We start from the raw sequence: 18491 nt of genomic DNA, 5'->3' as shown, positions 1-18491 counted from the left end.
CTCATGGTGCACGGAGGTTGCGGATTCTAGGTGATCAATTCCGCCTTCGCCAGCCCTTCGGCCAGCAGGGCGAATTCCTGCAGCGACAGCGTCTCGCCGCGGCGCGCCGGATCGATGCCGCAGCCCTCGAGCACGGCGCCTAGCTCGCCCTTGCGCTCCTTGCCGACGAACGCCGCCAGATTGTTGTTCAGCGTCTTGCGGCGCTGCGCGAAGGCGGCGTGCACGACGCGGAAGTAGCGCTCCTCGTCGGTCACCGAGACGGCCGGCGCCGGGCGCCGGGCCAGCTTGATGACGGCGGAGTCGACGTTCGGCGCCGGCATGAACGCGCCCGACGGCACGATGCAGACCAGCTCGGGCTCGCAATAGTACTGGACGGCGATGCTGAGCGTGCCGTAGTCCTTGCCGCCCGGCTTCGCGGCCATCCGCTCGGCCACTTCCTTCTGCACCATGACGACGATGTTCTCGAGCGGCAGATGCTCCTCGAGCAACCGCATGATGATCGGCGTCGTCACGTAGTAGGGCAGGTTGGCCACGACGCTGACGCCGTCCGTCCCCGCGAAGCGTTCCTGCCACAGCAGCCGGAGATCCGTCTTCAGGACGTCCGCGTGCACGACCGCGACGTTGTCATAAGGCGCGAGCACATCCTTCAAGATCGGGATCAGCCGGTTGTCGATCTCGATGGCCGCGACCCGGCCCGCCTCCTGCGCCAGGCGCTCCGTTAGCGCGCCTACGCCGGGACCGATCTCCAGCGCCCCTTTCGAGGCGCTCAGACCCGCCGCCTCCACGATCTTGTCGAGAATGTTCTTGTCGATCAGGAAGTTCTGCCCCAAGCTCTTCTTGAACGTGAAGCCGTGCTTGCGGATGATGTCCTTCGTCCGCGTCGGCGTCGCGATGTCGGCCAACACCTTGTTCGTATGGTTCGTCGTCATGACGTCGCTCCTTCTCTCTCCAGTTGCTCCAGCGCCTCCGCGAACTCCGTCCGCGTGATGCGGAACATGACGCAGCGCTTGTGGAACTGCTTGCCGTTCGCGTAGCCGATGCCGAGCAGCTCGCCCATCCGCTCCCGCCGGCTAGCGGCCTCCGCATGCACGATAAGCCCCGCGTCGATCAGATCGCTCCAAGCGATCTCCGCGTCCGCTGCCGCCGCTGCGGGCGGCTCGGCGCTGCGGACCCGCTCCAGCGCCTTGCGGATCGCATCCGGCTTGGCGTGTTCGACGCCAAGACCGTCCTTGCCCCGCGCTTCGTCCCGGGTCAGAAAGGCATGCTTGCACCCCGGCACCCGCTCCGCGACGATCTTGCGGATCTTCTCTCCCGGCACGTCGGGGTCCGTGAATACGATGACGCCCCGGCGCTCGTAGGCGAGCTCGATCCGGCGCAGCACCGCTTCGTTGATCGCGGACCCGCCGGTCTCGATCGTGTCCGCCTCCACCGCCCGGCGGACCGCTACCGTATCTTCCTTGCCTTCCACTACGATCATCTCAGCGATTATCACGATGAATTCCCCTTCTGCCGTCGCGCTCTCGCGAGCATGTATAACGTCTATTATAGCCGACCGGGCGGCATCCACATCAAAAAAACGGATTCGCCGTCCGGTAAAGAGAGCGAACCCGTTCCAATCGCGCAAAAAATGGTTAAAAAGAGTGTAACCTTTCACAGGGCAGATCCGTCAAAAAAGAAAGAGGCCGCAGGGCCTCCTTCATCCTCGCATTTGGCCGTTAGGCCGTATATCGCTTATGATGACTAAAACTTTTGCCGCAATCATGCCGAGACCTCATCTTAGTCGGCTGACGGCTTCACCGGTCCGATCACATGGACGGTATAACCGCGCTTCAAGCCGAACTTGTTCGCATACTTCTCGCTGTCGAAGTAGACATCGATTTTCTTGCCTTTGATCGCGCCGCCGGTATCTTCGGCACGGCGGAAGCCGATGCCCTCGATATAGACCCACCATCCGATCGGGATGACCTTCGGATCCACGGCGATCGTACGCCCTTCGGACACTTGCGTGCCGGAAGCCGTCACGCCGTAGCCGGCGTCGCCCTTGCTCTTGCCGGTCGATGCGGGGCCCGCCGAATAGGCCGTCAGCGTCACGTTGCTGATCGAGCGTTTGACCTTGACGGTCTGGCCGCCCAGCTTGAGCAGTCTCGGCTGGCTAGCCGCCTCCGGATTGTAGGACAGCGTCTTGACCGCGGCCGCTTTTTTCTTGGCGCCGACGGCGACGATCTGCTGAACGGCAGGCTGCTCCATCGATTTCGCGATCATCTGCTCGCTGACCAGCTTGCCGTCTTCATAGACGCGCTGATAAGTCTTCACCAGTCTGCCTTGCTTGCCGGTGCGCACGACCTTTTGCTTGCCTTCCAGCAAGTTATTGTCAGGCTGCTTGACGATCGTATAGGCGACCGGGTGCTCCGTCGAGACGACGTCTTTCTTCACCCGCACGATCTTGATCGTCGTGCCGTCCTGGACGCTCGCGCCCAGCGCCGGGTACACCCGGTCTTCTGCCGCGACGGATACGTGAAGGTCGGCTAGCGCCTCCTGCACCGTATCGGCGGTCGTATATTTGATTTCGCTCTTCCCGTCCGCGGCCAGCTTGACGCCGACGGCGCGGTCGATGACGATACGGCTTCCGTCCTGCAGGGATGCGGTTAATGCTTGCGATAGATCATCGTTAGGACCGACCTTGATATTCTGTTCCTCGAAGAGGGATTTGACATCCGTGGTTCGGGTTTGGATGACGGTAGATTTTCCGCCGTCCACGACCGTCACGCTCATGGCGGACGCGCCGTGCAGCAGCAAGATCAAACAGATGGTAAGAGCAAAGGACAGGATTGCGCTCAAGAGAATCAAACGCAAATGCTCATGCAACCATCGCGCTGCGTGAAGCTTGCCGGTCGGTCGTGGATCATGGGTTCCTTGGACAGGAACAGCACCCATTTTCTCGTTCCTCCTTCATAGCCTCGCCGTCGACTGTTACGCATGACTTCGTCTGACGCGACTATCCATTTGTGATAACGGCGCGGAAGCTCGTGTGGAGCGGCTTTCACACGAACGATTCGCCGCCTTGCCCAAGTAAAAGGCACCTGATGTCTGATAATCAGATTCCCCTTGTTACACGTATTGCGGCGGCCTCGGATAAGCCTGTGCGCAGAGGCAACATGCTTTTTCGGGCACAAAAAAAGCCTGCGACAGAGGACCTGTTCGTGGCTTCCGCTCAAGGTGTAAAAGGGGAATTGGGCAGCACGAGGTTGACCTCTCTCTACTACGCTTACGAGGTTAGCTGTCGGGTTCGGGCGTCGAGAGTTGCCCTATCCGCGTGACGGTCGATGCCGGTCCTGAGACCGACCGATCCGCTCCGCAGAATTCACCCCAAGATTGCTCACCCGCATCCGCCGATCATGATCGTTCGACTTCTGCGTCGGGTCCCCCGCTCTCCGATATCGGAGATTCAGCGCACTGGAAAAGGGATGACATATTCAAACTCTTGAAACTGATGATAACCTCTCCGCCCCAAAGGTGTAAAGAACGGTCAAAGGGCGAATTTAGCCGTTTTCCAAGGAAATAACGCCGAAATTACGGAATATAAGCAGCAAAAACCAGTTTTACCTGAGAAAAGATTTATTTTTCTACCGAAGAAAGCGCTTTTTCTCCGAGTCCAAAACAGGCGCGCGCATTTAGGCTCGTTAATTCTTCTATTTTTTCCCTGGTCAGGCCTTTAATTTCCGCTGCCGCATCTGCGACTAAAGACACAAAAGCGGACTCGTTTCGCTTGCCTCGAAGGGGATGCGGAGCTAGATAAGGCGCGTCCGTCTCGAGGAGCAGACGGTCGAGCGGAACCTTGTCCAACACCTCTTTGGGGACCCTCGCGTTCTTGAAGGTAACCGGGCCTCCGAAGGAGATATAGAAGTTCATATCGAGGCATTGACGGGCGGTCTCCCAGCTCCCGGAAAAGCAGTGCATGATGCCGCCGACTTCGGAGGCGCCCTCTTCCCGGAGCAGCCTCACGACATCTTCGTGCGCGTCGCGGTTATGGATGACGATCGGCTTGTTCAGCCGCTTGGCCAGACGGATCTGCTCGCGGAAGACGACCTGTTGCACTTCCTTGGGGGACGTGTCCCAGTAATAATCGAGGCCGATCTCTCCGATGGCGACCACTTTGGGATGCGCGCACAACCGCTCGATCCAAGCCAGGTCTTCCTCGAGCCGCATATCGACAGCGTCCGTCGGATGCCAGCCTACCGCGGCGTAGATGAACGGGTACCGCTCGGCCAGCGCCATCGTCGTCGGGATCGTCTCGCGATTGAAGCCGATATTCACGATCGTGGAGACGCCCGCTTCCTGCGCTCTGGCGATGACGTCCTCGCGATCGTTGTCGAACTTGGGGGAATCTAGATGGGCGTGCGTGTCGAATAGCATGTCGGTTGTTGTCTCCCTTCTATAGTAGAACGGCGTCGCGCCGTTACAGTCCGAGCAGTTCCCGGGCGGCCGGCTTCAGGCGCGAAGCGTGGGGGCGCACCAGATCGTCCGGGTAGTAGATGTAGTATTTCCCCGTATGCAGCCCCGCGATCGAGCGGACGATGTCCGACTTCAGCGAGATTTCCGTCAAGCGCTCCTTCGCGTCGAGCACAAGCACCGGCGGCTTGTCCGACGCGTCCGGCGCGGCGCCCGGCTTGTAGACGTCGTACGGCAAATCCGTCGGCGTATCCATCTCCAGATAATAGTTCGGGTCGAGGCCGATCGACCGCCACTGCGCCTTCAGATCTTCCGCGAGTGTTTCATCCGGCTGCTCCAGCGGTACATACTTGTAGAGTCGGCGATTCAAGAAACGCCTGCATAGGTCCGCCAACAGCGGATCCCGTTCGTGCATCCATTGACCGAATGCCGTCTGCGCCATCGCTTCGTCCAATGCGAGATAGCCTTCAACCGCGATCGTGCCGCTCAGCAGCTGCTCCAGCGGAGGCAGCATGAAGCCGAATCGGTAGCCTTCGCGGTGCAGCTCCCCGGCTCTGCGGAAAATCTGGCGAAGCAGAATCTCGGAGCTTCGCGTGACGGGATGGAAGTAGATCTGCCAATACATCTGATACCGGGACATCAGGTAATCTTCCACGGCGTGCATGCCGCTCTCTTTGACCACGATCCGGCCTTTGTACGGGCGGAGAACGCGCAGGATCCGGTCCAAGTCGAACGTGCCGTAATGCACCCCCGTGAAGTACGCGTCCCGCAGCAGATAATCCATCCGATCGGCGTCCATCTGGCTCGAGACGAGGCTGATGACGATCGGCTTGTCATAGGTCTTGCGGATGACGGCGGCGACCATCGAGGGAAATTGCGGGTCGACTTCCTTCAAGATTCGGTTGACGCCAGTATCGCCCAGGATGATGTCGCAGGTCCAAACTTCGTGATCGGTGTCGAACACCTGTTCGATGGAGTGCGAAAAAGGACCGTGTCCGACATCATGCAACAAAGAAGCGCATAAACTTACCAATTTCTCCTCTTGCGGCCAATCGTTGTATCTATTACGCTCAAATTGGCTAATAATTTTCCGCGTGATCTCGTAGACGCCCAGCGAGTGGGAGAACCGGCTATGCTCCGCACCGTGAAAGGTGAGGTAGGATGTGCCTAGTTGCCGGATTCGGCGCAGCCGCTGGAATTCAGGCGTGTTGATCAGCCCCCAGATCGTGGCATCCTGCACATAGATGGAATTATGAACCGGATCCTTGAATACCTTTTCCTCTTCTAATTGGCGCAGCATCGAGCACCTCCATCAATTTGGGTACATCATTCGACATATGCGATGATGTTTGTCGAATAATGTCGTATTATAAATGGGAATGTGCAAGCTCCCTTACCCTCTCTCTTGCCCGCTCAATCCCCTGTAATCATTGCAGCTATAACCTTTTCCCTCAATATTGTCATAAATACATACGAATTTCGGTTGACTTATTTGGGAATCGTTGGTACGATAGAAAGCGGAAAACACAGAAATTTGTCGAATGATGGCGAATTTACGGACATGCACTCGTGGCCCCTATCCGTATAGAACTTATTTTAACCTGTATGAAGGAGGATTTCCAAATGTTGAAATCAACGGGCATTGTACGGAAAGTGGATGAGCTGGGGCGTGTCGTCATCCCGATCGAGCTGCGCCGGACGCTGGGGATCGGAGAGAAGGATGCATTGGAGATTTACGTGGACGGCGAGCGCATCATGCTCAAGAAGTATGAGCCGGCTTGCATCTTCTGCGGCAATGCGGAGAGCGTTACTTACTTCAAAGGAAAAATTGTTTGCAGGGATTGCTTGAAGGATTTGCCTACACCTGTGACAAATTAAAGAATATACGCTATAATAGAATCGAAGTACGTGAAAATGTTAATTCTAACCTTTTTATATCTCCTTGCACCCCTCCCGAGCAAGCTGTCGGGAGGGGCTTTTTTCTATCTTCGCAAGTAAAAACGGCCTTGCCGTCTTCTCAGAAGAGGGCGATACGTTTTTATCGGAGACGGATCAGTTAAGGATAGGTGAAACTTATCCTTTACGAGACCGAGGACAGCGACACGATTTTGAGCCGGATGAAAATTATTCGGCATCCAGGAGCGCCTGATACACGTCTCTACGGGACATGCCGCGATCCCGCGCGGCGAGGCGCATCGCTTCCTTGCGGTTGCCGCCGGCTTCGCCCCCGGCAGCGGCATAGCGGCCGACATGCTCCGCGAGCGTTAGCGTGCTCCACCAAGCAGCCGTCCGGCCGTCGGCTTCGTCGGGGCCGCCTTCGGCCGAGGCGGAAGGATCCGCGCCTTCGATGACGAGGCAGCATTCGCCGAGCGGCGGGTGAGCCTCTAAATGGCGGAGGCAAGCCTGCACCGTGCCTCGGACGACTTCCTCGTGACGTTTCGTCAGCTCGCGGACGATCGCCATCCGCCGATCGCCCCACCGTTCGACGATGGCGAGCAGCGTCTTCTTGAGCCGGTGCGGCGCTTCATAGAACAGAAGCGTCGCGCTCTCCCGATCCAGCCGGGCGAGGAAGGGCTCCAGACCTTTGCGCTCCCTCGGCGGGAATCCGGCGAAGAGGAAGCGGTCGGTCGGCAGACCGGAGACGATCAGCGCGGAGAGCGCCGCGTTGGCGCCGGGGATCGGCACGACCGGGATGCCGCGGCGCGCGGCTTCGGCCGCAAGATCGGCCCCCGGGTCGGAGATGGCCGGGATGCCCGCGTCGCTGACGAGCGCGATGCTGCTGCCTTCCTCCAGCATGCGCAGCAGCTCGGGACCGCTCGCTTCCTTGTTATGCTCGTGATAGCTGACGAGGCGGTTGCCGATCTCGTAATGGGTCAGCAGCTTGCGCGTCTGGCGCGTGTCCTCGGCCGCGATGAGATCGGCTTCCTTCAGCGTGCGGATCGCGCGGAAGGTCATGTCCTCGAGATTGCCGATCGGCGTGGCGACCAGGTAGAGCGTTCCCGGCTTGTCCGACGGGCGGGAGGCGAAGCTCTTCTGAACTTGCGCTTCCGCTTCGGCGGATCCATCCTCCGTCCTCATCCCCGGCGAAGCCGGTTCATGCGCCGGCGGTTCGCGGCCCGTACTCGCGTCCGCGCTTCCCTTCCTCTTGCTATTCTTGTCCTTCATTCGCGCCGCTCCTCTCCGTCTGCCGGTCTTCGTTCAACTCCGTCTTGCGCCCGTAGAATACATCCAGCAGCTCCGGCGCGTATTGCCGGCCGTCGCCCTCGTATACGATCAAGGGCGGCAGCAGGCGAACCTCGGGCTTGCCGCCGAGACTCGCTTCGATGAGCACCATGTTCGCCTCGGCGTCGATGCGCGAATGCACGAAGCGGATCCGCTTCGGCTCCAGTCGGCAGCGGCGCATCGCATCGATGATCTCCGCGAGCCGGGACGGCCGATGGACCATGGAGACGCGTCCTCCCGGCTTCACGAGGCGCGCGCAGGCGGCCGTCACGTCCTCGAGCGTGCAGCCCAGCTCGTGCCGGGCCATCGCTTGATGGAGGTTGCCCTTGTGCTCGCCGGTCCCTACGGGCTTGTACGGCGGATTGACCGTGATCGCGTCATAGGCGTCCGGACCCTGCAGCGCGGGCAGTTCCTTCAGGTTTCCTTCTATTATATAGATGCGATCTTCGAGTCCGTTAAGGGCGACGCTGCGACGCGCCATATCCGCCAGCCGCGGCTGGATCTCGATGCCTTCGATCCGGGCTTGGGTCCGCGTCGACAGCAGCAGCGGGACGACGCCGTTGCCGGTGCATAGATCCAGCACGCGACCGCGCGGCGGGATGCCCGCGAACCGGGCCAGCAGCACCGCATCCAGCGAGAAGCTGAACACCTCGGCGCTCTGAATGATTTTGAGATCGCGGGTCAGCAGATCGTCGATCCGTTCGCCGGGGAGTAGGCCGTCGTCGGTCCGTTCCCCGGGATGCAGACCGTCCGTCTCCGGTGTTCCGTTCGCGTTCGAGGTCAAGCGCGTTCACCATCCGTTCCATTTCTCCATGCCCATTAGCTTACTCGATTTAAGGCGCGAATACCAGCAGTCCGGGGGATGCTCCCCGCTCGGCGATCCCCGTTCTCTTCCGCGAGCCGAAAAAAAACCGGCATTCCCTCTCGGGAAGCCGGCTGGACGTCTGAGTTGACCTTCAGCATGCATAAGCTTTTGCCCATCGCTTCTGAAAGATCTTCGATAAAAACGTTCCGCCCTCTTCCGAGGACGGCGAAGCCGTTTTTACTTGCTAAGGAAGGAGAGGCAGAACAAGCAATCGCCCTCCATCCTCAAGTGTCCGTAATAAACATTGCAGATATGGAAGCCTTCATGGTACAGACGAGCTAAGTTATCGTATCCTTCTCCGACCCCTACGGCCGCAGCCGATTTTTCTTCTCCCGGGACGTCGGCCGGTTCTTCCGCCGTCTCTGGATCCGAATCGGAGATGGTCTCGCGCTTTAATATTTTCCGTAATTGTTGATTTTCGATTCGAAGCCGCTGGTTCTCTTCAAGCAATTCTTTAATCTTCAATTTGAGTGACCCGAAGTCCGAATGCAGGGTTCCCAAGTTAGCCTCGAGTTCATCTACGCCTAGGAAAATATCTTTCATGGGCAACGCTCCACCTCAAGCAACAGGTTATGTCGTGACGTGAAATCTGACTTTATTTAACGACCACTTCGTCGAAAGGAAGCTCCTTGACCTTGCCGACCTCGAACAATTGGACGTGGACGGTGCGGCTTCCCGCGTTCAGGCCTACGACCTTGCCTTCTCCGAACGAAGTGACGACGACCTTGCCGACCGCCGGCATCTCTTCCTTCGCGCTCTCATAGTTGTCGTGCTCGTACTTCAAGCAGCACATGAGACGCCCGCACAGGCCCGAGATCTTCGTCGGATTGAGCGACAGATTCTGGTCCTTGGCCATCTTGATCGAGACGGGCTCGAAGTCCCCCAGCCAGGAAGAGCAACACAGCACCCGACCGCAAGGTCCGATCCCGCCCAGCATCTTGGCTTCGTCGCGCACGCCGATCTGCCTCAGCTCGATCCGGGTGCGGAAGACCCCGGCCAGATCCTTCACCAGCTCGCGGAAATCGACGCGTCCCTCGGCGGTGAAGTAGAAGATGATCTTGTTGCGGTCAAACGTGTATTCCACGTCCACCAGCTTCATGCGCAGCTGATGGTCCTTAATTTTCTGTAGTCCGATTGCGAACGCGTTCTTGGCCGCGTTGCGATTCTCCTCGACCGCGTGGGCATCGTTCTCCCCGGCGATCCGAATGACCCGCTTCAGCGGCAGTACGACATCCGCTTCGCCTACCGTCTTCGGTCCGATTACGACAGTGCCGTATTCGACGCCTCGCGCGGTCTCGACGATGACATGCTGATCCTTGGATACCGGATGCTCCGCCGGGTCGAAATAATAAACTTTGCCCGCTTTCTTAAAGCGGATCCCGACAACATCGTACAATATCTACCCCTCCCGCACGCCAGCAGCAATCCGTACGATTATCTTGCCATAGCCGCTGACGTTACCAGAAATTGCTCGAAGGCTAACTGCGGCTGCACGTGCGCTTTGATCCGGCGGGCAGCCGTCAGCGCCGCTTCCATCGCCTTCACCCAGTCGTCGATACTGCGGCTCCAGGCTTGCTTGGCCATCCAATCCCCTTGATCGGGGAACACGAGCCGTTGTTCGCGCCCGGTCATCACGTAAATCATATCTCTATACCATAAGGCAAACATTTGCAACAGAAGGTCACAACGCTCCGCGAGATCCGTCTTAAACACCTGCTGCTGTGCGGTAAGCAGAACGGCAGGGAACCGGGACGGAATCTCCTTGCCTAATTGTATCACTACGTTTCGGATTTCTGCAAACCAATTCTCTTGCGCGAGCGCCCGGCTGCCGTCGAGGCCCGAAGACAGGTGGACCGCCGCTTTGGCCAGCAGCGGAGGGATCCCTTCGGCGGCCAGCGTCTGTTCGAGGACGACCGGATCGCCCGGCACGAACGGCACGAGCTGCGTCCGGGAGGATATCGTCGGGAGCACCGCCTGCGCGCTCGGCGCGATCAGCATCGCCACGACGGGCGACGGCGGCTCCTCGAGGAACTTTAGCAAGCTGTTGGCCGCCTGAACCGTCATCGTCTCGGCGCCCTCGATGATATAGATCTTCCGGTCGGACCCGGCGCTGCGATAAGACAGCTCGCGCTGGAGCTCGCGGATCTGCTCGATCTTGACCGTCGCTCCGTCCGGTTCGATCCGGTGGAGATCGGGATGATTGCCGTGCATCACTTTGCGGCATTGGAGGCATTCGCCGCACGCGTCGTCGCCGCCCCGCTCGCACAGCAGCGTCTGCGCGAACGCCTGCGCCATCGCCCTGCGCCCGGTGCCGGAAGGACCCGCGAACAGATAAGCGTGGGCGATCTTCCCCGAGCGGAGGGCGCCCCGCAGCAGCGTCTTCGCCCTCTCTTGTCCGGGAATGCTGCCGATTGCCATGTTGCTTACGCTTCCTTTCCACTCGACGAACCGTCGCGCGAGGCGCGGCTCCATCGATGTAGTACGTCTCCTTGAACCGTTGCGCGAGGCGCTACGCCTCCAATGAGACTTAAAATACCAAGTTGATCAACAATCCGCGAATCTCGCCGACCTTCTGCAGCAGCTCCAGCCGGCCCTCCTCGCTAAGGAGCAGTTCCTCGCCCATCGCGACGAGCATCGTATCGACTTCTTCGAGAATCTTGTATCGCTTGCCCCGGCCCCGCCGGTCCCAGCCCTTCGTCTCCTTGAGTCCGATGCCGCGCTTGACCGTATCTTCGAGGAAGCTCTTGACCATGATCCGGTACAGCTTCAGTTCGCGCACCGTCATGGAGCGCATGAGCCGGTCGCCCTGCAGCCGGATGTCCTCCAGCTTGCGCTGCAGCTCCTCGTGGGATCGCCCTTCGTCGGATTGCTTCATGAAGTCGCCGAAGTTCTGCGTCTGGGCCGGCCTGGCGTTCGTCTCGTTGCGTTGCACTGTATTGTTGAGGGGAAAATAACCCGGACCTATCTTCATACCGCTTCACCGCCCGGCTGCTGATTAGAAATGCTCGAAGCGTTCGACCGGCATGACGAAGACGGCCGCGCCGCCCACCTGCACTTCTACCGGGAAAGGAATGTAAGAATCGGCCGCGCCGCTGACAGGCGACACCGGCGTCACCAGTTGATCGCGTACTTTGCAGTTCGCGCGAATGACGTCGAGCACCAATTGAACGCGCTCGTCCTCGATCCCAATCAGAAACGTCGTGTTGCCTGCCCGTAGAAACCCGCCCGTACTGGCCAGCTTCGTGGCGCGGTAACCTTCCTTGATCAGCGCGTTGGAGAGTCTGTTACTGTCTTTGTCCTGAACGACGGCAATAAGCAGCTTCATCGGCTTCATCCTCCCTTAGGTTTACGGATCAGAAAGGATAAGCTTCACCTATCCTTTGCTGATTCGTCTCCGATAAAAACGTCTCGCCCGCTTCTGAGGACGGCGAAGTCGTTTTTACTTGTCGCATCGTATTCCTACTATATATAAATTAGACGCGATGCGGGCAAATTCCTCTTTCTTGCCTTAATGCGATAACCTGGCCTCTACTTGCGCCCATGCCGCATCCGCGATCCGGTCCGGCGACGCGGACGCGTCCAGCGTCACGATACGCTCCGGGAACCGCTCCGCCGCCTGGCGGAAGCCTTCCCGAACCCGCCTATGGAAGGCCAGTCCCTCCAGATCGAGCCGGTTGACCTCGCGATCGGCATCCGCATGGATACGGGCCAGGCCCGCTTCGGGCGCGATATCCAGATACAGCGTCAAATCCGGCATGCAGCCCTCGGTGGCGAACCGGTTAATCTCCCATACTTCGTCGAACCCGAGCCCTCTCGCATGCCCTTGATACGCCAAGCTGCTGTCCACGAACCGGTCGCAGATGACGACCGCACCCCGGGCGATGGCGGGCATGACTTTCTCCGCCAGGTGCTGCCGCCTTGCCGCCGCGTAGAGCAGCGCCTCCGTGCGCGCATCCATCGCCGTATTCGCTTTATCTAGGATGACGGCGCGGATCGCCTCCGCGATCGGGATGCCGCCCGGCTCCCGCGTCGTGACGACTTCCCGTCCTTGCGCCTCGCAGCGCTGCGCCAGCAGACCGATGAGCGTCGTCTTGCCGGCGCCTTCCCCGCCTTCAATCGTGATGAACCTGCCTTGCGTCACCCGGAATGCCCCTCTCTTCCTTACCCCGACGGGTCGTCCATCGACTCGCGACGCCATGCGCGGCGCCATAGACGACGCCGGTCAAGGCGCTTACGACCATCATATCAAAGCAAACGTTAAACATAAACAAATGCTTGCCGATATCGGCTTCCCCGTCGCCCACCAGCGGCACCATTAAGGCGAAGAGACCGGAGATCGCCACGATCGCCAGCGTCTCCGCCGCCAGCCGCGCCGCCCGCGTCCGCGCTCGGGTCCACCAGAGAGCCAGCCCGGCGAGGTAGACGGCGTAGCATGCCGCGAACCAGCCCAGCGTATGCGGCATATGATTTCGTTTCCACTCGCTCCAGCTGCTGAAGGCATACGACAGCTCTCCCCGCGGACGGCCTTCGCGCTGATCGTAATTGCCCAGGTAATACGGACGCACGAGCGCGCCGTGCGCCGCGCCCTTCTCCAGCTTGCCGATGAACCGCCTCGGGTGCTTGAGATAGAACAAGGCGATATCGCGGTGTCCGAGCTTCTCCAGCACCTCCTCGCGGAGTACCGGGTCGCTCTGCGGAATGACCGTATCCTTCTGGAAGTAGTTCGTGCCCGCCAGCCCCGCGTATTTCTCCGGAACGCCCAACTCGCGCATATCCTTCTGCACGTTTGGCGAGTCCTTCAGGACGCCGAAGAAGATCGATTGGTACAGGTTGATATGCTTCAGCTCGTTAGGCGCGACTGCGATCATGAGCACGGATGCGAGCAGCAGAACGCCCGTTCCCGCCAGCACCCGGCGATGCCAGAAGCGATCCGCCCGCAGCGCCAGCATCCGCCAGGCGAGCAGGGCGAAGGCGAATCCGAGCGGCGCGTTCTGAATCTTGGACGTCGCGACCGCGATCGACGCCGCGATGAACAACGCATACAGCCAAGCCGACGGCCGCGGGGTCCGGGAGAGCGCCAGCGCGCTGGCGACCGCGAGCAGCATGCCAACCAGCGCGAACGGCTCGCCGAAGAACGACTGGAAGTACGCCGTATAGCCGACATCGCCGAACGTCATGATCAGCATGGCTGCCAGGAACGCGGCCACCAGGCCTGTCGCCGTCCGGCCCCGGGCCGACGGCGCATGCCGAACCAAGAGCGCAAATGCCGCCAGCGTCAGCACGACGTAGCAGGCGCCGAGTACGCGAATGTCGAATACGTGCGGGTCTAGGATCCGGCCGATCCCGCCCGCCAGCGCGACGAGCAGCACATGCGTCGATACATAGCCGCCCGATGTGAAGTTGCCGTAGCCGTACTCGCGATGGGCATAGCCGAAGTATCGGTCCGCGTAGCTCTCGTGAGGGTCGGTATAGGCGATACCGGATGCCCCCATGACGCGGTTGAAGTCTCCGTTGTCGGCCACGCCGAGCACCGGCGGGACCATGAGCAAGTAGATGAGCAGCACGGCGCCGATGGCGACCGTGAGCCAAGCCAATCCGTAGCGAATATCGTGATCCGGTTGCAATGGCGATGAACGAATTACGCTCTCCCCCTCTTTTCGACGGTCACGCGAATCGAACGGAAGCTCGCATCGGCTGCTCCCTGGAATCGCGCGCCTTGATCTCTCCATCGTTTGATTTGCGCCGCCTGACGTTCCGTAATCGATTCGCCGGGGAACAGAATCGGAATGCCGGGCGGATAGGGAATGACCCACTCGCCTGCTACGCGGCCGACTGCCCGCTCCAAGGGAATCGCCTCGGTCTCTCCCGTATGGCGCTGAATGATAACCGGCTCCGGGATCTCGCGCAGGTCGATTTCCTTCTTCCCGTCATCATGCCCGTTCGTTCTTACCTGTCCCGGTTGGCAAACAACCGCGCTCAGTTCCGCCGATGACGATGACGATGCGCCCGCCATATCGCGCAGCGCCTCGATCAGCGCCTCTCCGTCCGCCGGCGTGGAGCCCGGCCCGAACGCCAGCACGACATGTCTCGGGTCGGCCATCTCGGCCAGACAGCCCCGGCGCTCCAGCGCCTCCTGCAGCTCGAATCCCGACCGCATGCCGCGCATGTCGTACAGCGACAGCTTGAGCGGGTCGGCGGCGCAGAGCGCTCCGAACGGCAGCTCCCTTAGCGCCTCGCGCACGAGACGAACGGCATCCAACGCCGGCTCGAAGAGGGCTTGACCCTCGGCCTGCAGCTGCTGCCGCGCCAGATCCAGCGATGCCATGATCGGGTAGGACGGGCTCGAGCTCTGCACCATGCGCAGCGCCTGCCGGATCGCCCCCCGCTGCACCCGTTCGCCCTGCATGTGAAGCATCGCTCCCATCGTCAGCGCGGTCAGCATCTTGTGCGTGGATTGCACGGCCGCATCGGCGCCGCTGCGGAGCGCAGCTTCCGGGAATGCCGGATGCTGACCGAAGTGGGCGCCGTGCGCTTCGTCCACGAGGAGGGGGACATGGCGCGCATGGGCGGCCTCGGCGACGCCTCTCGCGTCTGCGGTCATCCCGTAATAGTTCGGACTGGCGATGACGACCGCCCTAGCCTCCGGGTAAAGTTCCAATGCCCGCCGCACGGTTTCGGGCGACGGAGCGACGGCAAGACCCGACGCCGAATCGGCTTCCGGCGGGAGGAATACGGCTCGCGCGCCGGCCAGCGCCAGTCCGTGAATGATGGATTTATGTACGTTGCGCTGCACGAGGATACAATCGCCTGGCTCGCATAAGCCCAAGATCATCGCCAGATTCCCAGCGGTGCTGCCGCCTACCAGGAAGCAGGTCTCCTCGGCGCCGAAGGCGTCCGCGGCCAGCCGTTCCGCCGCCGCGATCGGGCCGCTCGGATGATGCAGATCGTCCGTGTCCGACAGCTCCGTGACATCCAACGGCAACAGCGGCGCATAGCTGCGGGCTGCCTCCGGGTTGCCCCTAAGGCTACGCTGCTTGTGCCCGGGAACGTGGAACGGCTTGGCCTGCTGACCCGCATGCCGGGCCAACGCTTCGTACAAGGGCGCTTGATTGTGGTTGCTCATCCTGAACCCTCTCTCCGTCTCTGCGAATGAGGAATATTATACCAAAGATTGGACCGAGACACTTCCTATCCCAACAAAAAACGCCAGCCTGGGTAGACTGGCGACGATACGTCGAACCAAGAGCATGTCTGGCATCTATCCGTTCAAGCGTGGAATCGAACCCACAATTGCTTCAACTGCGAGACGAAAAAAGGGTATCGCTCGTCCTCCACTTTGGTTTGCACCATTTCCGATTCGCACGAATGACAGATAAATGCGGTTACTACGGTGATGCCTTCCGTTTTTTGCTCGCCGCAGACGATGCAGGTTTTCGCTTCGACCTGTTCCATCGACATTCCCGCCTTTTTGGCCATGTTTTCTTTAGTATGCATCATATTCTATGAAAATATACCTCTTTAATAGTCAGAATGGACGAAAATCATAACATTGAACCGCACGGACGCCGATAGTAAGGACAGCGAGCCGAATCGCGACGCTTAAAAGGAGATTCTTGCATGATCACCCGGGAACCCACCATCTATCACTATAAGCTGGTACGCAAGATCGCGTTGCGGCCCGAGACCAAATATAGTTATATGACGACCGCCCTGCTCGGCGCTGCCTTCATCACCGCGTTCTACGGTTGGCTGGGGCTGCTCGACACCGTCATTGCGCTGCTCGTCATGGCCGCCGTCCATGCGGTCGTCCTCCGGATCACGATCCGGCGGGTCGACGCGCCGTCCGGCAGACGCTGGAGCTTCCGCCTCGACTGGCCTTGGATCGGCCCGCTGCCGATCATGGATACGAGCCTTGCGTTGTTCCGCAGGCTTCATTTTCACCTGACGCTCGTCGGATGCTGCGTCGCCGGCCTTTTCTACCCATGGGCTTCGCCGCCTCTGCTCGTAGCGCTGGTCTACTGGCACTTCTGGCTGCTCTCTCCAAGGGTGACGCTGCTGATGCGCGTGCGCAAGGAGAAAGGCGACGGCATCATCCGTTTGGCGGCCGAGGAAGTCTCTTATTATCACATATAATCGCTCGTACGGCATCCCTGACCGGGATGTTTTTTTATTGCCGCCCCAATTTCAGCCAAAAGGGAACTTTCTCGCGTATTCGCTGTCTATTATCGTGAGGTGAATCGGTTGGATGTTGGATGACCCCTACTTGCGCGCTGCCGTGTCCTTGGAGGACCATCAGCTGGAGCAGCTTATTACGTCGTATTGGAACGATGTCTGGAACTTCGTCTATGTGATGATTCGGCAACGCGACAGCGCGGACGATCTGACGCAGGAGACGTTCGTCCGCGCTTTCCGTTCGCTCTCTTCCTTCAAAGGCCAATCCTCCTACCGCACTTGGCTCCTGCGCATCGCGCGGAACCTCACGATCAACTACAAGCGGTCCGCTTTCTTCCGTCGGGTCATCCTGGCGGGCGACCTGCTGTCCAACCGGAGCAGCGCGTCGGCGGAAGCCGAATACTGGCGATGGCAGGAGTTGGACGAGATCTGGCAGCAAGTATTCCGCCTGCCCGCCAAACACCGTGAGGTGCTCCTCCTAGATGCCAAATACGGTCTGTCGATGCAGGAGATGGCCGAATTGCTGCAGGTGCCCGAAGGAACCGTCAAGTCTCGGCTTAATCGCGCGAGGAAGCGCATGGCGGACTGGTTGAAAGGAGAACAGGAGCATGAATGAACCGATCAAGCCGGATTGGTACGGGAGGCTGGAGAGGGGTCCGGCGATGCATGCCGTCCCTACCGCGGATCATCTGAGGGCGATCAAGCAACAAATCCATACCGGAAGGAGGCGGAGGCGGGTGAGATGGCTGCGTACAGTCACGATTGCCTGCGGCGCTGTCATTCTCTTCATGCTACTCTCTTCCTATGGATACAAGCAATGGCGGCATCATGAGATTCAGCAAGCCTTGGTTCAAGGTTCCTCGGAGTTCAACGCGCTGCAGAGCGCCACCCCTAAGCGGTTCCTGAATGGGGAGAAGCGCATCGTTCGGTTGGAAGCGGTGAAGGACGGGGTTCTCGTCTTTGTCCGTAATGATCTCAAAGAAGGCAACACGGATCTCGACGTGGAGTATATGCGTCGAACCTGGAAAGGGTGGGAGTATATCTTTGGGGGCGGATTTGGCGGCGGCATCATCGAGATGGAACGGGGTCTTCATTATGAATATTTGCCAAACGCTGACCCTTACTTGCATACGTATACGCCTTTTCCCGCTGTGTACGGCACCGTGGTCGGCGACAAGATCGCCAGTGTCGTCGTGACTGGAGATCGCGAATTCCGCGCAACGGCGAATCTTTTCCGGATGGAAGACGGCCAACGGGGATGGCTGGTCGCGCTGCCGGCATGGGAGGATGCGCGGTTCACGATTACGGCGCTGGACGCCGAGGGGAATGTGGTGAAGGAAGACACCTTGGATACGCGCGAATACAACCCGAAGCACGTGAATGAATAAGGCAAGCCGTTCATGAAAAAGGACCTTCAGGCGATAACCTGTCGGTCCTTTTAATATGTTCATCAGAATTTGTCGAAACGCCTCTACATGCAAACAAAAGAGCCCCGAAGGGCTCTCTTGTCATTGCTTATGTTGGCCTGGCGACGTCCTACTCTCCCAGGACCCTGCGGTCCAAGTACCATTGGCGCTGGAGGGCTTAACGGCCGTGTTCGAGATGGGTACGCGTGGAACCCCTCCGCCATTATCACCAGACCGGAATGCTTACAGAGCTTGCGCCCTGAAAACCGGATGCGAAACGAAGCTAGAAACATCTTTGCCTGTGGTATGCTGCGGCTTGAGCCTTTACCTTCACCCTAACAGGTGTTGGTTGTAGGATAAGCCCTCGACCGATTCGT

General features: G+C 59.7%; 20 protein-coding genes, 1 rRNA gene and 1 riboswitch. Of the genes, 4 read left to right on the top strand and 17 right to left on the bottom strand.

What is annotated here, in order from left to right; genetic code table 11:
• Positions 1-26 precede the first annotated feature (26 nt).
• The 5 genes from rsmA to H7C19_RS29860 all read right to left on the bottom strand — a co-directional run bounded on the left by rsmA (position 27) and on the right by H7C19_RS29860 (position 5749).
• Positions 27-929, bottom strand: a complete 903-nt coding sequence (gene rsmA / locus H7C19_RS29880; protein ID WP_281385041.1) for a 16S rRNA (adenine(1518)-N(6)/adenine(1519)-N(6))-dimethyltransferase RsmA — start codon at positions 927-929, stop codon at positions 27-29.
• Complete coding sequence (rnmV, locus tag H7C19_RS29875; protein WP_185672778.1) at positions 926-1489, bottom strand: ribonuclease M5; 564 nt, start codon at positions 1487-1489, stop codon at positions 926-928. Before rnmV ends, rsmA begins: the two co-directional genes overlap by 4 nt.
• A 287-nt stretch (positions 1490-1776) precedes the next feature.
• Entirely contained in the window at positions 1777-2838 is a 1062-nt protein-coding gene (locus tag H7C19_RS29870; RefSeq protein WP_246470097.1) for a resuscitation-promoting factor, read from the bottom strand.
• A gap of 409 nt (positions 2839-3247) precedes the next feature.
• Positions 3248-3461, bottom strand: a riboswitch (cyclic di-AMP (ydaO/yuaA leader).
• A 154-nt stretch (positions 3462-3615) separates the two neighbouring features.
• Positions 3616-4413 carry a TatD family hydrolase gene (locus H7C19_RS29865; RefSeq protein ID WP_185672755.1) on the bottom strand — a complete coding sequence of 266 codons (798 nt, stop codon included), beginning with the start codon at positions 4411-4413 and terminating at the stop codon, positions 3616-3618.
• 43 nt (positions 4414-4456) lie between these two features.
• On the bottom strand, positions 4457-5749 hold the full coding sequence (locus H7C19_RS29860) for an HD domain-containing protein (RefSeq protein ID WP_185672754.1): 1293 nt from the start codon (positions 5747-5749) through the stop codon (positions 4457-4459).
• A 323-nt stretch (positions 5750-6072) separates the two neighbouring features.
• Here H7C19_RS29860 and H7C19_RS29855 point away from each other — a divergent pair, with 323 nt between their 5' ends.
• The gene (locus tag H7C19_RS29855) at positions 6073-6327 is read left to right on the top strand and encodes an AbrB/MazE/SpoVT family DNA-binding domain-containing protein (RefSeq protein WP_185672753.1); all 255 of its coding nucleotides are present in this window, start codon (positions 6073-6075) and stop codon (positions 6325-6327) included.
• A gap of 246 nt (positions 6328-6573) precedes the next feature.
• Here H7C19_RS29855 and rsmI read toward each other — a convergent pair whose 3' ends face one another.
• The 11 genes from rsmI to H7C19_RS29800 form a co-directional block, all read right to left on the bottom strand.
• Positions 6574-7527, bottom strand: coding sequence for a 16S rRNA (cytidine(1402)-2'-O)-methyltransferase (gene rsmI / locus H7C19_RS29850; protein ID WP_185672777.1), 954 nt, complete (start codon positions 7525-7527; stop codon positions 6574-6576).
• 70 nt (positions 7528-7597) lie between these two features.
• On the bottom strand, positions 7598-8416 hold the full coding sequence (locus H7C19_RS29845) for a tRNA1(Val) (adenine(37)-N6)-methyltransferase (protein ID WP_185672776.1): 819 nt from the start codon (positions 8414-8416) through the stop codon (positions 7598-7600).
• Between the two features lie 297 nt (positions 8417-8713).
• Entirely contained in the window at positions 8714-9079 is a 366-nt protein-coding gene (gene yabA, locus H7C19_RS29840; protein WP_376775461.1) for a DNA replication initiation control protein YabA, read from the bottom strand.
• A gap of 52 nt (positions 9080-9131) precedes the next feature.
• On the bottom strand, positions 9132-9932 hold the full coding sequence (locus H7C19_RS29835) for a PSP1 domain-containing protein (protein WP_185672751.1): 801 nt from the start codon (positions 9930-9932) through the stop codon (positions 9132-9134).
• 38 nt (positions 9933-9970) lie between these two features.
• Positions 9971-10954, bottom strand: coding sequence for a DNA polymerase III subunit delta' (gene holB, locus H7C19_RS29830; RefSeq protein WP_185672750.1), 984 nt, complete (start codon positions 10952-10954; stop codon positions 9971-9973).
• A 109-nt stretch (positions 10955-11063) separates the two neighbouring features.
• The gene (locus H7C19_RS29825; RefSeq protein ID WP_185672749.1) at positions 11064-11507 is read right to left on the bottom strand and encodes a YaaR family protein; all 444 of its coding nucleotides are present in this window, start codon (positions 11505-11507) and stop codon (positions 11064-11066) included.
• A 24-nt stretch (positions 11508-11531) separates the two neighbouring features.
• Positions 11532-11861, bottom strand: coding sequence for a cyclic di-AMP receptor DarA (gene darA, locus H7C19_RS29820; RefSeq protein ID WP_185672748.1), 330 nt, complete (start codon positions 11859-11861; stop codon positions 11532-11534).
• 183 nt (positions 11862-12044) lie between these two features.
• Positions 12045-12677, bottom strand: coding sequence for a dTMP kinase (gene tmk / locus H7C19_RS29815; RefSeq protein ID WP_185672747.1), 633 nt, complete (start codon positions 12675-12677; stop codon positions 12045-12047).
• Positions 12649-14160 carry a glycan biosynthesis hexose transferase WsfD gene (wsfD, locus tag H7C19_RS29810; protein WP_221469555.1) on the bottom strand — a complete coding sequence of 504 codons (1512 nt, stop codon included), beginning with the start codon at positions 14158-14160 and terminating at the stop codon, positions 12649-12651. Before wsfD ends, tmk begins: the two co-directional genes overlap by 29 nt.
• Before the next feature lie 14 nt (positions 14161-14174).
• Positions 14175-15659: an aminotransferase class I/II-fold pyridoxal phosphate-dependent enzyme gene (locus H7C19_RS29805; protein ID WP_185672745.1), complete on the bottom strand. Its 1485-nt coding sequence runs from the start codon at positions 15657-15659 to the stop codon at positions 14175-14177.
• 143 nt (positions 15660-15802) lie between these two features.
• Positions 15803-16012, bottom strand: coding sequence for a sigma factor G inhibitor Gin (locus H7C19_RS29800; protein WP_246470095.1), 210 nt, complete (start codon positions 16010-16012; stop codon positions 15803-15805).
• A gap of 141 nt (positions 16013-16153) precedes the next feature.
• Here H7C19_RS29800 and H7C19_RS29795 point away from each other — a divergent pair, with 141 nt between their 5' ends.
• The 3 genes from H7C19_RS29795 (at position 16154) to H7C19_RS29785 (ending at position 18096) form a co-directional block, all read left to right on the top strand.
• Positions 16154-16669, top strand: a complete 516-nt coding sequence (locus tag H7C19_RS29795; protein ID WP_185672743.1) for a transposase — start codon at positions 16154-16156, stop codon at positions 16667-16669.
• Between the two features lie 112 nt (positions 16670-16781).
• Positions 16782-17324 (top strand): RNA polymerase sigma factor, encoded by a 543-nt coding sequence (locus tag H7C19_RS29790; RefSeq protein WP_185672742.1) that lies wholly within the window; start codon positions 16782-16784, stop codon positions 17322-17324.
• Positions 17317-18096 carry a hypothetical protein gene (locus H7C19_RS29785; protein WP_185672741.1) on the top strand — a complete coding sequence of 260 codons (780 nt, stop codon included), beginning with the start codon at positions 17317-17319 and terminating at the stop codon, positions 18094-18096. The genes H7C19_RS29790 and H7C19_RS29785 overlap by 8 nt, the downstream gene beginning before the upstream one ends.
• 135 nt (positions 18097-18231) lie before the next feature.
• On the opposite strand, the gene rrf is transcribed toward H7C19_RS29785, so the two are convergent.
• Positions 18232-18348 (bottom strand): 5S ribosomal RNA (gene rrf, locus H7C19_RS29780).
• Positions 18349-18491: the final 143 nt, after the last annotated feature.

The organism is Cohnella nanjingensis (assembly GCF_014212125.1).
Lineage (GTDB): Bacteria > Bacillota > Bacilli > Paenibacillales > Paenibacillaceae > Cohnella > Cohnella nanjingensis.
This window is presented reverse-complemented; position numbering and strand designations above follow the sequence as displayed.